Source organism: Bacteroidia bacterium, assembly GCA_019695265.1.
Lineage (GTDB): Bacteria > Bacteroidota > Bacteroidia > JAIBAJ01 > JAIBAJ01 > JAIBAJ01.
Window position 1 is genome coordinate 1 of the sequence record JAIBAJ010000024.1, and the last position, 14671, is coordinate 14671.

Genomic DNA, 14671 nt, shown 5'->3' on the forward strand with positions numbered 1-14671 from the left:
GACATTACTTCGATGGCGACAATTTCGGTTCGGGGCACCATGCATTCCCTCACTTTAATTTCGGAGAAGCTGAGGGCATTTTGGAAAATTTCGATTTCGTGTTCAATTTCCTGGTCTTCGCGAATATTGGAGGTGGCCTCTTTAAGGTAATTGTCGAGGTCAACCCTTCCGAAGCTAACATCCTCCTTCACTGTTTTTACCCGGAACAAACGTTTTAGAATAAAATCGGCAAGGGAGGTGGTAAAATAAACAATGGGATACAGAAGTCCGTAGAAAAAAACGGTTGGAATAGCAAAGGTTGACAGCATTACGCCGGGGTTGATTCGGAACAGGGCTTTAGGAAGAAATTCGGCAGTAACCAGGATAAGCATGGTAGAAAACAAGGTTTGAAGAAGTACCACTAATAGTCCGCTAGGGATAAGTTGGGCCATGGGAGGCTCCAGCAAAGCCGCCATCATCATACCATATACAACCAGAGAAATATTGTTACCCAACAGCATGGTAGAAATAAAACGGCTGGGGTGTTTATTAAAGTAAGAGAAGATTTTAGCCCAGAACTTGCCTTGTTTGTTCTGAAGTTCTATTTGAAACTTATTGGCCGAAATAAAGGCAATTTCCATTCCGGAAAAGAAAGCCGAGGAAACAAGACAGATGAAAATAATAAGTAACTCTTGGTTCAAAGCTTGGAAATGGTGGTGCAAAGAACGTAAAGAAATGCATATAAAGTTGTAATTTAATTCAGAGGCAGGGTATTACCAAAAATTAAGGACAAAAATTTTAAAGAAAGACCTACTTTTGGGCAGTGATGAAGCTAAAACAGATTGTTTTGTGGATTGGGATGGGTGCATTTCCGTTAACAGGATTGCTGGGCCAAACTCCAGGCGACAGCATAACGGTGTATTATTATCCCAACGGTAAACCTTCCAGTCAAGGTAAATTGGTGGCCGGCAAACCGGATGGATACTGGAAAACCTGGTATGAAAGTGGGGCGCTTAAATCAGAAGGAAATCGGGTAAATTTTTTGTTGGATAGTGTATGGAAGTTTTTTACTCCTGATAGTTTACCCAGCTCCTTCATTACTTACAAAGAAGGCAAGAAGAATGGCATCAAAACCAGCTTTGACATCGAGGGAAAAAAGCAGATGGAAGAGATGTTTGTGAATGATGTTAAACAAGGAGAAACACGTTTATATCATTCCAACGGATCGTTACGCCAGGCCATTCAGTATGTAGATGGTAAGGAGCAAGGATTGAGTTATGAGTATTCCGGTATTGGCGTGGTTATAACTATCATAGAGTATAAAAACGGATATAAAATTCGAAACGAAAAAATTAACCGGGTCGATAAATTTGGCCAGCGACAAGGGATGCAAGTGGAGTTTTTCCCAAGCGGACGAATAGAGACCGAGTGTAAATATGAAAATGACAAGAAAAATGGGTATTTGAAGGTGTATGATGAGGATGGAAACCTATTGTCGGCTACTAAATATGTGGATGATATTCCGGTATTGGATGCCCAGGAAACGGCGAAACTGGATATTAAGCGGGAGTATTATGACAATGCCAGGGAAAAATCTGTAGGAAGTTATAAAAATGGAGTTGCCGAAGGTGTAACCCGTTATTATGATGAAGCCGGAAAAGTGGTTAATTCCAAACTGTTTAAAGAAGGTCAGCTGCTTGGCGAAGGCGTTGTGGATGGCTTAGGAATGAAGCAAGGTAAATGGAAGGAATTTCATGAAACCGGCGAATTAAAAGCAGAAGGAAGTTACCTAAATAACAAACGGGTGGGACCTTGGAAGTTTTATTTTAAAAACGGAGAACAGGAGCAATTTGGAACCTATGCCGATGGAAAACCCGATGGAAAATGGACCTGGTATTTTCAGGGCGGACAAATTAGAAGAGAAGAAAACTATTACAAGGGCCTGGAAGATGGGGAATCGGTTGAATACAACGATAGTGGAAAAGTGGTTACTAAAGGTTCCTACATCGAAGGAGAAAAAGAAGGTCCCTGGGAATATGAAAACGGCGATTTTAGGGAAATTGGCAGCTATAAAGCCGGAAGCCTGGAAGGAGAGTGGAAGGGCTTTTATAACGATGGAAAAACGATGTATGAGGCTAAATACCTGGGGAATAGGCTAAATGGCAAATACATTAGTTACTGGCCAAATGGGAAAGTAAAAGAGTTTGGTAAGTATGCCGACGGAAACAAAGAAGGCGACTGGATAAGGTATTCCGAAGATGGAACACAATACCTGGTTATTACGTTTAAAGAAGGGATGGAGGTAAAGTATGAAGGAATTAAATCCGATGTAGAAACCGGCGCCGCAAATCCGTCACCAGCAGAATGACCATCAAGCAGCAAATCAAGGAATTCGCCCAAAAAGTTTACTTCAGTAGACTGATGGATGGGGAATTGAACTTGGTTAGGTTTTATTCCCTGTGCGGCTTATTTATTCCCGTTTTAGGCTACTTTTCAATTTACAATGGCAAGGTATATCCGGTGTTTGCCATGGCAGGATTTACCTTAGCTTTTGCTTTGCTGTTGATTTTGTCCTTTGTTTCAGGCTTTATTCAAAAACATATTAGTCGGATATTCCTTGGACTGTTAACCCTGGTGATGCTTTCGGCCGTAGGCTCCGGCTATGTGAATGGCTTTACGGTTGACTATACTTTTGGTTTGATTATTGGCGCCGTAGTTATTACTCTGATTATTATTCGTTTACGCCATCTGGCTTACTTTTCTTCCCTGCTTAGTATATTATTGCTTTTATCAATTCTGCTTTCCAACAAAGTAGCTATTTCGAAGTCCTATATTTTTTTCTTCCTCTTCTTCTATGCTTTGTTTGTATTCTTTTTTCTAAGGCAACGAATCAAGCTCATTATGGATTTGGAAGACAACGAAAGGCTGCTTTCCAAAATTGTAGATACTTCCAATGATGCCATTTTTCTACTCAGTTTCCGATCCTTAAAAGTTATTCGAACCAACGAAAGGGGAATGAAGTTGTTTGGTTTGAATCAGGAGGACTTGCAAGAAAACCTATCGGAACGTTTATTACTCCAACCCTATAATAGCCTGGAGCATCAGGTAATTTATACCACCTTGAAAGAAAAAGGTAGTTATACCTGTGAAAGAGAATGTGTATCCTCGGATGGTCGAATCTTTTGGTCTCAATTGGTTATGAGTATCCTTACCATTAAATCAGAAAGGGTATTGTTGGTTCGAATCACTGATATACAGGCAGCGAGAGACAAGGAAGAACGACTGTTGAAGGAGAAGTTTTTGGCAGAAAGCTACATTGAATTAACGGCAAGTATTATTGTTGTAATAAACCAGGACTTCTCTATACAACTGCTAAATAAACATGGGTGCGAATTGTTGGGTGTTAGAGAAGATGAAATAAAGGGTAAGAATTATTTCGATTTGTTTATTCCGGCTGAAGAGCGGGAATTAGTGAAGGGTTATCATGCTCACGCCTTGGAAACAGGAAAGATTAATGAAAAATATGAAGGCGATTTAATTACTATCACAGGTGAAAGAAAAACCATTGCCTGGAGAAATTCCTTTGTTCAAGATAGTCACGGACGTATTACCGGCACCATCTCAATAGGAATTGATTTAACAGAAGAAAGGCAACGGGAACGTCGTGCGGCCCTGGTGGAATCAAGGCTGCAGAATTTGGTTGACAGTTTGCCCAATGCTGTATTTTATGAATCCGGTGAGGGTAGGGAATATTTATCCGAAAGTTTTACTGTATTGTTGGGTTATCCTACCGAACAATTTACAACCATTCAGGGAAAGTATAGGGAAATTATTCATCCGGAAGATTTGGAAAGGGTAGAAGAGGCTTTGAAAGATTGGGAGTTGGGCGATATGCATAAAGTGCTTAGGCTGGAATACCGCGTAAAACACGCCAATGGAAAATACCTTTGGATAGAAGATCTCATAAGCAATATTACTCCGTCAAATCAGGCTCCTTACCATGCCGGAATCTTGTTGGATATAAGCGAAAGAAAGCGTCTCGACCAGGAATTAAAGGAAAGTGAAGAACGTTTTAAAACTTTAAGCTATTCAGCACCCATTGGAATTTTTCAGTTGGACTCATTCGGAAACCCGGTGTTTATTAATAAAACTGTCGAAGATATTTGTGGGGTTAGAGTAGAGGAGATGAATCCGGAGCGAGTAAAGGATATGATTCATCCGGCCGATCGAAACCGGGTTTTGGCTGAAAGCCAGGAAATTACTGTTAAACAAAAAGGACTTCATATCGAGTTTAGAATTGTACCTCAAAACACCAACAGTGTAAGGTGGGTGAAAGTGTTTTCGGTTGCTTTGCGAAAAGAAGGCAAGTTTTTAGGATGGATAGGAACATTTGAAGACATTACTTCCTTAAAAACTGCCACATTAAGGGTTCAGGAAAGCGAACAACGGTTTAGACTGCTTTCCGAAGCCTCCAACGAAGGGGTGTTTCTTAGCTTTGAGGATATCATTATTGATTCTAACGAACAGTTTGTCCGAATGCTTGGTTTTGCCCGAAAGGACGATCTGCTCGGATTAAAATTCAATTCCTTTATCGAGCCTTCTTTTCTTGAAATGGTGCAGGCTAACCAACGGAAAAAGTATAATCATACCTACATGATAAAAATGGTAGGTGCCAACGGATTGGTTTTTTCTGCCGAAATGAAGGAGGAAATTGTGCCCTACTACGGCAGACCGGTCCGTATCTCCGTTGTGAACGATGTTACTGAACGCATTCACTTTGAGGAAAACCTAAAGCAAAGCAACGAACGCTACCGTAACCTCATCGACTACCTTCCGCTTGGGATTTTCCTGCTGAACAAAGAAGATAAAATCAGTTTTGCTAACCATAGCGCTGAAAAAATGCTGGAACATCCAAGCCAAATCCTGGTAGGCATGGAAATTTACCGGTTGTTGCATCCCGACTACCGAACCGACTTATCCATCTTCCTTCAAGAAATAAGAACCCGGGGCAAGGCAGCCAGCTTAGAAACTAAATTCATAAAACAAGGGGCCGGTCGTTTGTTTGAGGTTGAAATTTATGGACGCTTGGTGGAAGAAGAAAATGAAACCAATATTCAATTGAGTTTCCAGGATATTTCGGTCAGAAAGGCTTTCACAATGGAGCAAATGAGAGCCCAAATTGCAGAAGAAACAAATATGCAATTGCAACATGAAATAGATGAACGCTTGAAGGCTGAAACAAAGTTGCAATCGGAACAGGAGTATAAAAAGTCACTGATCGAATCATCCATCGACATGATTGTGTCGTCAGACCTCGATCTCCATATTGTGGAATTTAACCCGGCCGCCAGCTTTGCCTTCGGATATTCTCAGGAAGAGGTTCAAGGCCAGGCGCTATCTATCCTTTTTGCCGATAAAAAGGTTTACGCCGAATGGAATAATTCTATCACCGAATTCGGTCAGTTTGCAGGCGAAACAACCATGGTTAAAAAAGATGGACGTACCATAGATGTTTATCTTACATCCTCAAAAATTGTGGTGAATGACCAGGTGGTCGGTGTAATGGGCGTTATCCGTGATATTACCGAACAAAAACGTAGGCAAGACGAATTGCGAGAAAGCGAAGAACGATTTAGGGTAATCTACGACCAAGCCTTTATTGGAATTGCTCGTATTGCTAAAACCGGTCGTTTTATTTTGGTTAATCGCCGTCTATCCGCTATTCTCGGATTTAGTCCGGAAGAACTTAACCGGAAGTTGTTTTTTGAATTACTTCATCCCGAGGACCTTCAAAGCGTTCTTTCAAAATGGGATTTACTTTCTACCGGACAGCTAGATAATATTGAAGGAGAACAACGCTATTACCACAAAAACGGAAACGAACTGGATGTTAAAGTTTCGGTGTCACTAGTCCGCGACGCCAAAGGGAATCCGCAATATTTTATTGCGTCTTACGAAGATATCACCGAACGAAAATTGGCCGAACTACAGGTAAAGGAATCTCTGAAAGAAAAGGAAATTCTCATTAAGGAAATTCACCACCGGGTTAAAAACAATATGCAGGTTATTTCTAGTATTCTTAACCTGCAAACCCTTTACATGGTTGATGAAAAGACCATTGAAATGCTTAAGGAAAGTCAAAACCGAATCAAATCCATGTCTTACATCCATGAAGCATTGTACCAAAGCCGAAACCTAAGCCACTTTAATTTTACCGAATACATACAAAATTTGGTTTCTAACCTGGCTCAAAGCTATAACCTATTTAAGGAAAGTGTGGAAGTTGAATTTGAACTCGATCAGGTTTACTTGGGTCTTGATACTGCCATTCCGTTAGGTTTGGTTATCAATGAGCTGGTCACAAATGCATTTAAATATGCTTTCAACGAAACCGGAAGAGGTAACTTGAAAATTGTACTTCATCTTCTTGAAAATGGAAATTATTCTTTGGTAGTTGCCGATAATGGAAAAGGCTTCCCACCCGAAATAAATTTTCGATCCACCGAATCGCTAGGATTGCAGTTGGTAACGACTTTGGTGCAACAAATTCAAGGAAAAATTAATCTAGATAATGAAAAAGGGGCTATCTTTACAATCCTTTTTAAAGAAAACCAACCTGAAAATTAAAAATTCATGTCAAAAACTAACATACTCGTCGTTGAAGATGAAGGAATCGTAGCAAAAGACATCCAAAATAGCCTTAAAAAATTAGGCTATCATGTTCCCTTGGTTGTTTCAACCGGCGAGGATGCTGTGCAAGCTGTAGAGGAATCTAATCCCGATTTGGTATTGATGGATATCATGCTGAAAGGCTCCTTAAGCGGAATCGATGCAGCCAATGTTATTAAAGACCGGTATGATATTCCGGTTGTTTTTCTTACTGCTTATGCCGACGAAAGCACCCTTGCTAAGGCCAAGATTTCAGAACCCTATGGCTACATTATTAAGCCTTTTAAAGAAATTGATTTGCATACTACCATCGAAATGGCTTTGTATAAACATGGCAAGGAGATGGAAATTAAAAAGGAAAGAGATCTCTATTCGGCCATTATTACCGATAAAGCAGCCCACGACGCCGTTTTTGTTCGTTCCCATAGCCGCCTGGTTAGAGTTAGCACCAAGGATATTTCCCATGTGGAAGCGCTTAAAGATTACGTAATCCTTCATACCCCAACTACCAAGTATACCGTGCATAGCACCATGAAAGACATTCAACGGGCGCTTTCCGGTTCCGATTTTCTCCGTATTCATCGCTCTTTCATTGTTAGGGTAGAACGGATCATTGCCATTGAACAACCCAATATTATCATCGAGTCGGGCGATAAAAAAATCACCGTTCCTATAGGCGGTTCCTACAAAGATGATTTAATGGCCAGACTTACCTTCGTATAAAACCTTTTTTCTTTTCCAAGAACCGGCTTAAATTCGTTTTTAGCCGGTTTTTTTTATGCATAAGCCCCAAAACAATGTTTAATCCCAAATGAAGAAACGGGATGAATTCAAATCCTAACTACTTGATTTAGTTGGGTTTGCCTTGAATAATTATTTGTAATCCCTAATCTGGGTTATTGTAGAGGATAGTCCAGGTTCATTTGGTCTATAGAATAATGCTAAGAATTTGGCGGGCCCCCTTCACGCCCAACAAAAAGTCTGCAATTGTTCAATGGTCCTGCATGGGCGTTCGGGTCACGCTATCGGTTGTAGTCCTCGGCCCACTTGGCTAGCGCCGCGTGGGCCTGTGGGCTACTTACCTCTATCGTTGCCCGAGGTGCAAACCCAACAAGCTGAGCATTGAAAAACTTTATTGCTAGCCAACCAAAATAAATAGGGTCTGTTGATTAATGTTCCAAAGTAATCTTTAAAAAATAAGGATGTAAGAAAATCTAATTCAAAACCTTGCAGCAATAGGATTTAAACCAAATTTTAGAAGGATGCACCTATTAGATTTGGGTTTAAACAACAGTTTAATTTACTACTACAAATTTAAAATAAGCCCCACTGCCATTGGCCACAGCATTCGCCACATACATGCCGGTTTGCATAGCACCAAGGTCAAAGGTTTGCATCAAGGGCGTGCCGGGCTGTACCACCAGGTTTTGTCGAATATACACGTTGCCATAAAAATCACTTACCTGAAACAAAACGTTGGGATCGTTTAAAGTAGTTACATAAAATTGGGCAATGGAATTGTACCCTGCCATAGTTGATGATACGGGGTTTACCAATAAATAAATGGCAACTTCTTCACAAATCGGAGCACCTGTTACCGAACATACATTGTTTTGGTAACGAAAACAGTCGTTCACATAAGTGTTACCATCACAACCACAAACCGGGGCATAACCATAAGGTCCACAAATAAACGAAGACGGATTAGGAACTGATGTAGTGTCAATACAGGCTCCATAGCAATTAATAGCTTGTCCGTAACTATATACTCCTGAACAAAGCAACAGAAAAAGGAGTAGGAGTTTTTTAATCATTGGATCAAAGATAAAAAGCAGACAGGATTTTGTTTTTACAATTCACAAAAGTTAAGAACAAGGGTTTGCTAAAGTAGGCTTAACTTAAATAGTGGCCAACAATAGGCATCCGCCTACCCATACCAAATGCCTTGGATGAAATTCTTAAAATGGGCGGTGTTTGATGGCGCTTGTATTCACTGTTATTTACCAATTTTAAAATCCTTCTAACTAACTCTTCATTAAACCCCATGGCAATAATTTCTGTCGGGCCTTTTCGCTCTTCGATATATTGGTATAAAACTTTATCAAGAATGGTATAGTCGGGCAAGGAATCGCTATCTTTTTGTCCGGGCCTTAGTTCGGCGCTTGGTGGTTTACTAATGCTGTTTACCGGAATCAGGTTCCATTTTCGGTTAATATAATGGGCCAAATCGTAAACCTGGGTTTTATATAAATCGCCCAAAACAGATAGTCCTCCGTTCATATCGCCATACAAGGTTCCATAACCCACAGCAGCTTCGCTTTTGTTGGAGGTATTCAGCAGTATTTCCCCAAATTTATTGCTAATTCCCATCAAAACAACTCCCCTAATTCTGGCCTGTAAGTTTTCCTCGGCCAAACCGAAGGGAAGGCTGCCAAACAAAGGCTTTAAGCTTTCTAATACAGTATCGTAATTCTGTTTGATAGGAACAATAGCGTGGGCTATTCCAAGGTTTTCGGCTAAAGCAAGGGCGTCCGTAATGGAATGGTCGCTGCTAAACTCGGAGGGCATTAAGATTCCACGAACATTTTCAGCTCCCAATGCTTGTGCTGCTAAACAGGCTACTACGGCCGAATCAATTCCCCCCGACAAGCCGAGTATGGCTTTTTTAAAACCCATTTTCCCGAAATAATCTTTTATTCCAAGAAGCAAGGCCTGGTGAATATCTCCAATAAAGGTAGTGCTTAAACCGGAAAGAACCTTTTCATCGGTGAAAGGAAAGTTCACTATTCTAATTTCTTCTGCGAAGTAGCTTAGTTCCTGGCAAATTTCACCCTGAGCGTTTATGCACAGGGATCCGCCATCAAATATTAGTTCTGTTTGTGCCCCAATTTGATTAACATATACCAGGGGCACCTGGTAGGTTTTGGAATTCCAGCAAAGCACCTCCTTCCGTTCGTCGGCATGGTTATAATCAAAAGGAGATGCGGCAATGTTGATTAATAAGTCGGGTTTCAAATGGCTCAAAACATCCATTGGACAAGATTCGTAAAGTTTATTGCCATCGGTTTGCCAAAGGTCTTCGCAAATGGTTAATGCCAGGTTCATACCTTTCCAATTAACAAGAGCGAATTCTCTACCAGGTTCAAAATACCGGTATTCGTCAAAAATATCATAGGTTGGAAGCAAAGCCTTGTGGGTTACTTGACTTACTTTTCCATTTTCTAATAAAAAGGCAGCATTGTAAAGTGGTTTTCCTTTGCCGGAGGTATTCTTTTGAGGGCAACCTACTATAGCAGAAATCCCTATACAAGCTTTTGCAATTTGATGAAGGGATGATTCGCATTGCTGAATAAAATCATCAAACTCCAGGAAGTCACGAGGAGGATAACCGCAAATGGCTAATTCAGCAAAAACCGCTAAGTCTGCACCATTTTCTTTGGCTTTTTCAAGTGCCGTTAGAATTTTAGAACGGTTTGACTCAAAATGGCCGATGTGGTAATTTAATTGGCAAAGGGCAATTTTCATGAACCGGATTAAAACAGAAGTGCAATATCAACAGCTACATAGCTATTGGTTGATTTTTGTTGAATAGAAACGGTATTGGTTCCATTGACAGGCACCTTGAAATAATTCTGCAAGTTTTTATTGCTGCCATTAAACACATTGGTAACACCTTTATGATACGAAACCCCGAATAGCAAACCTAAATTTCCTTGGATTGCCCATTCAGCCCCAACGCCAATGTTTACTTCGGCTCTAACTAATTTCACCTCCGAACCACTGGCCAATCCGGCTTTTAGTTTAACCGTTTCAGCATATTCTTTTCCGGTTGTAAGCGATTTTCCGGCTTCAATAGATTTGGCGCTTACATTAAACCCAACCGAACCGCCCAATTGTACAAAGTAGGTAAAATAGCCAATTTGATTGGTTTTTAATTTTAAGGTAAGGGGAATTTCTACATACTGAAGCTTATAGGTGCGCTGGTTCATTAAAATGGTATCGAAAATTCCATCTGTTTCATTTACCTTAATTACGGAGTCGCTAATGGAAGCTATACCTCCGGCCATCACAAAGTCTAAACCTGTTCCTATAGCATAGTTTTTTCCCAAACGGGCATCCATCAACAAACCAAATTTTGCCCCCATTCTAACACCTGAACTTTTAAAATGTTGAGTGTCAAATCCCATCCAATTGATAGTAGGTGTTGCCCGAAGCCCAAGTCTTACTTTGGGCGCATCTTGGGCCGCTGCAGGGCTTGAGTCCTGGGCAAAAAGGGAAGTACTTAATAATGAAACAAGGAACAGGGACAACAGTTTTTTCATGGTTGATTTTTTGCAAAGGTCAGTAATCCATTAATACCAGGGATTAATCCCAATAGAAATACTCAACCTAAGGATGTTGAAAGGCAAAAAAATCCCGGAAACACGAGGCGTATGTCCGGGATTCATAGAAATGGAGTTGATTTATTTGCGTTCTAAAACCAAGGCTTTAGACAAAGTGGCTGTTGCACCGGCTTCTTTAGGCAAATACACTTTTTCGGAGTTATCAGAAAATCCGGTAGCAGAAAATTGAACGGTATAATCCTTATCGCCTTCCAGGGTTAGAAAGTAATTTCCTTCTTCATCTGATTCTGCGCTCGCAATTAATTTGCCCTCGGCATCTAATACCTTAATGCTTGCTCCATAGATGGTATTGGCATCTTTATCAATAACAGTTCCTTTGAGGATGGAAAGTCCATTGGAAGCGTTGGCTTTAAAATCAGCCGAATTCATAATGTTGTGGTTGCTCAAATCCACTTGAAAAATGTCGAAACCTCCAATACTACCTTCCCGTCTGGAAACGAAATATCCTTTTTTCCCATCCGTGGCAAGTACAAAATCCACTTCGTCCCCGGTGGTATTAATAGGATAGCCCAAGTTTTCAGGAGAACTCCATTCGGTACCATCAAATGTGGTTTTGAAAATATCATAACCACCCATAGAATTAGCACGTTTTGAACTAAAGAAAAGCGTTTTCCCGTCGGGGTGCAAAAACACACCTACTTCATCTTCGCTGGAATTTACTTTAGAGCCCAAGTTTTCCGGTTTGCCCCATCCGTCTCTGCCTTCTTTGTGAGAAACATAGATATCTCCACTTCCAAAACCGTCTTTCCGTTCGCTTACAAAGTAAATCGTTTTTCCATCGGCGCTTAGGCAGGCATAACTTTCCCAATAAGGCGAATTGATTGGCTTAGGAAAAGGTGCAGGCGCACTCCATTTCCCGTTTTTATTGGATTTGCTCTGGAAGATATCTCCGCCGTTTTCGTTTTTATAGGATAGAATTCTTTTTCCGTCAGCAGTAATGCTAAATGCAGCATCGTGGCCATCGGTGTTTAAAGCACCTATTACCGGTTCTGCTTTTTCCCATTCCCGGGTGGTATCATTAAAGTGCGACATGTAAATATCTTCAAAAAACTCATCGTCATTCACATCCTTTTTGGCATTTTTCCCTTCTCCCCGACGGCTGGTCAATATCAAAGTTTTTCCATCGGCAGTGAAGGATGGGTGATAATCGTTGTGGTCAGAATTGATTCGCTCACCCATGTTGGTAATCCGAACCGAAAGGGGGTGTTTCATTAATTCCAGGGCAGTTTGACATTGTTTTTTGTAGTAAATGGCCTGTTCTGCATCAGATTTTTCCACTCCTTTAACATTGTAAAAACTTTCGTAGGCCTTGATGGCATCTTCCAAACGATCGGACTCCTGGTATGCTTTTCCTAAATAAAGGTATAGCATTTTATCAATTTTATCGTTGCTGGTTTTTGCTTTTTCCAGATATGGAATAGCCCCAGCCTGGTCTTTCATCTGGATTTTACACTCCGCTATTCTAAAATTTAATTCTGCATCATCCGGAAATTGATTGTACATATCCTGATACATTTTCAATGCGGCGGCATAATCCTGTTCGTTGAATTTAAGCCTTGCTTTGGTCATTTTTATTTTATCGGGCCCGTCCGGTCCGGCAAAAGTTTCCACTGCAATGAGACTTAAAAAAAGAAATAAAAGGGTTTTTAGCTTAGACATCTGCGACTATTCGTAAGAATTGCTAAATTAAGGCTTGATTTGAATTGTAGACCGATGTGGAAAAAAAATCTATGCACACCCGGTTCTTGTCCCAGGAATTGCGCATTTATTACCTGTTGTTTGTTGCATTAGTAAGAAATAAGCAGAATGTTTTTGTTCGAAGTCAGGGTATTTCTTTAGAAAAGCAACATAAATATTCCGCTTCCCATCATTAAGCCATCCAGCCAAAGGTAATAGTAATAGTCGGAAGGCTTTTTTTCGTGTAAAGGAAGAAGAATAGCCAATCCTACTCCGGGTAAAGCAAGTTGAAGGAACAAGCGTAAGTTAAAATCGTCGAATACCAGCCAATAGGAACTGAGTATATACAAGAAGATGCAAGTAATTATTATCCATTGTGTTTCTTTCCAGGTGAGAGAGTAAACAATGTTTTTAATTCCTTGTTGTTGGTCTGACTCTTTATCCTTGCTATCAAAAAGCACACAAATAGGTAAAATAAGGAGCAAACGGTGAATGACAAACATCCAGGAATAAGGCGATTGGAGCATATCCCATTCCGATAAGGGTAGTAAAACTGTGGTGATGGTCCAAACTACAGCCAGGTAAATTGTTTTACCAAAGGCCAGGCGTCTGAGGAAAACAAAGGGTTGAAAGGGTAATTTGGGTGCGGTATACAGAAAGGTGGCTAAAGCAAGTACCAAGGAAAGTGCCTGAGTTTCAGGTTCAAGCAGAAAAAAGAGGAGTAGGGAAGCCAGTGTTGAAACTCCAAACACGACTAGCAGAAAGTTTTTATGGGAAAGGTTCCAGGCTTCTCTTTCCTTTCCAACCAGGGTTTCGCCCGACAAAAACCAATGCAGAGAATAGCTACATAAGGTTCCGAAAAAGAGAAATAATAGAATTAGTGGATTGGATGGAAAGTTAAAAAAGGAATAGCAGGATTCTGCCATGACCGTAGCGACCAAAGCGATAAAGAAATTGCCAAATAAGAAGTAATGAAAGACTTTTTTTAATGATTCCATCGCTACCCGGATGGAGGGTTTTATTTGGTACCGGTATTAGCCATTTTAGTTTCGACGACTTTTCCCCCTTTAATATAGAGCGTTTTAATCAACTTACCGCTAGCATCATAAACGTTTTGTTTTCCTTCTATCAGAACTTTGTTTTTAAAGGTACCTTCTTTCTCCACTTTGTTTTTATCTCCTTTATGGTAAGTGGTAAACTGTCCATCCGGAATAAAACCTAGTTCTTTAGGTGGTTCTTCTTTTTTGGCTTCTACCAGCATTGGACCTACCGGTGCTTTAGGCCTGTCGACCGGATTTCCCAAGTCATAGTTTTTGGTATTACCCGGGTCAATTTTTCCTTCGTTAAAGTATTTTTCGGCCTTCAGGGAACCATTTTCGTAGTATTCTTTTAATACTCCCGACTCCTTTCCGTCTCTCCAGTCGCCTTCATACATTGGGTTTCCGTTGGCATAATAGTACTTTTGCTGACCCTCCCGTTTTCCTTCAGAGTTAAACTGCCAATCATAAAACAAAATGCCATTTTCGTGATAATATTTGTAAACGCCAATCCAGTTTTTCTCTTTCCAGTTTCCCTCTTCCTGCAGTCGGCCATTTTCGTAATAGAATTTTGCCGGTCCATTGGGTTTGTTGTTGGCAAAGGTAATTTCCCCTTTTAATTTGTTATTTGGGTAGTATTTTCTCCAAACGCCTACTTTTTTATTGTTAAAGTATTCTCCTTCTTCTACCAGTTGGCCTTCTGAATAACCCGGGTTAGAATTGTTTTTGTTTAAAACAACCCAATGGCCCTGACGTTGATCTTGGGCATCTTTTCTATTCACCGTATCGCCTTTATACATTTCAAAAGATTGAGCAAAGGCAGAGGAGGCTGTGATTAGGAGTACAAATAGGAAAAGGTTTTTCATTGTAGAACTAAGAAACAATGCGTTTCAACTCGCAAAGGTT

General features: G+C 40.5%; 10 protein-coding genes. 3 read left to right on the top strand and 7 right to left on the bottom strand.

The genetic code is table 11. The annotated features are described in order from the left end of the window. Positions 1–680: CNNM domain-containing protein (locus tag K1X82_05635; protein MBX7181572.1), on the bottom strand; the 680-nt coding region annotated here is incomplete at its 3' end. Between the two features lie 122 nt (positions 681–802). Between K1X82_05635 and K1X82_05640 the strand changes: the two genes are divergently transcribed. The 3 genes from K1X82_05640 to K1X82_05650 are packed head-to-tail and all read left to right on the top strand — an operon-like array spanning position 803 to position 7371. After that, on the top strand, positions 803–2347 hold the full coding sequence (locus K1X82_05640) for a hypothetical protein (protein MBX7181573.1): 1545 nt from the start codon (positions 803–805) through the stop codon (positions 2345–2347). Continuing rightward, positions 2344–6606: a PAS domain S-box protein gene (locus tag K1X82_05645; GenBank protein ID MBX7181574.1), complete on the top strand. Its 4263-nt coding sequence runs from the start codon at positions 2344–2346 to the stop codon at positions 6604–6606. The genes K1X82_05640 and K1X82_05645 overlap by 4 nt, the downstream gene beginning before the upstream one ends. 6 nt (positions 6607–6612) lie before the next feature. Continuing rightward, entirely contained in the window at positions 6613–7371 is a 759-nt protein-coding gene (locus K1X82_05650) for a response regulator (protein ID MBX7181575.1), read from the top strand. Between the two features lie 572 nt (positions 7372–7943). Here the strand turns inward: K1X82_05650 and K1X82_05655 are convergent. From K1X82_05655 to K1X82_05680, 6 genes are all read right to left on the bottom strand, one after another. Continuing rightward, on the bottom strand, positions 7944–8462 hold the full coding sequence (locus tag K1X82_05655) for a hypothetical protein (GenBank protein MBX7181576.1): 519 nt from the start codon (positions 8460–8462) through the stop codon (positions 7944–7946). A gap of 79 nt (positions 8463–8541) precedes the next feature. Then, positions 8542–10173 (bottom strand): NAD+ synthase, encoded by a 1632-nt coding sequence (locus K1X82_05660; protein MBX7181577.1) that lies wholly within the window; start codon positions 10171–10173, stop codon positions 8542–8544. Positions 10174–10181: 8 nt separating this feature from the next. Next, positions 10182–10970, bottom strand: a complete 789-nt coding sequence (locus K1X82_05665) for a PorT family protein (protein MBX7181578.1) — start codon at positions 10968–10970, stop codon at positions 10182–10184. 141 nt (positions 10971–11111) lie between these two features. Next, the gene (locus K1X82_05670) at positions 11112–12710 is read right to left on the bottom strand and encodes a carboxypeptidase regulatory-like domain-containing protein (GenBank protein MBX7181579.1); all 1599 of its coding nucleotides are present in this window, start codon (positions 12708–12710) and stop codon (positions 11112–11114) included. Between the two features lie 176 nt (positions 12711–12886). After that, on the bottom strand, positions 12887–13654 hold the full coding sequence (locus K1X82_05675) for a UbiA family prenyltransferase (protein ID MBX7181580.1): 768 nt from the start codon (positions 13652–13654) through the stop codon (positions 12887–12889). A gap of 92 nt (positions 13655–13746) precedes the next feature. Continuing rightward, entirely contained in the window at positions 13747–14631 is an 885-nt protein-coding gene (locus tag K1X82_05680; protein MBX7181581.1) for a toxin-antitoxin system YwqK family antitoxin, read from the bottom strand. Between the last annotated feature and the right edge of the window lie 40 nt (positions 14632–14671).

What these genes read in the sequence shown, in the direction of transcription:
- K1X82_05645 (MBX7181574.1), top strand. Translation starts at nt 2,344, where the DNA reads ATGACCATCAAGCAGCAAATCAAGGAATTCGCCCAAAAAGTTTACTTC.
- K1X82_05650 (MBX7181575.1), top strand. Translation starts at nt 6,613, where the DNA reads ATGTCAAAAACTAACATACTCGTCGTTGAAGATGAAGGAATCGTAGCA.
- K1X82_05655 (MBX7181576.1), bottom strand. Translation starts at nt 8,462, where the DNA reads ATGATTAAAAAACTCCTACTCCTTTTTCTGTTGCTTTGTTCAGGAGTA.
- K1X82_05660 (MBX7181577.1), bottom strand. Translation starts at nt 10,173, where the DNA reads ATGAAAATTGCCCTTTGCCAATTAAATTACCACATCGGCCATTTTGAG.
- K1X82_05665 (MBX7181578.1), bottom strand. Translation starts at nt 10,970, where the DNA reads ATGAAAAAACTGTTGTCCCTGTTCCTTGTTTCATTATTAAGTACTTCC.
- K1X82_05670 (MBX7181579.1), bottom strand. Translation starts at nt 12,710, where the DNA reads ATGTCTAAGCTAAAAACCCTTTTATTTCTTTTTTTAAGTCTCATTGCA.
- K1X82_05675 (MBX7181580.1), bottom strand. Translation starts at nt 13,654, where the DNA reads ATGGCAGAATCCTGCTATTCCTTTTTTAACTTTCCATCCAATCCACTA.
- K1X82_05680 (MBX7181581.1), bottom strand. Translation starts at nt 14,631, where the DNA reads ATGAAAAACCTTTTCCTATTTGTACTCCTAATCACAGCCTCCTCTGCC.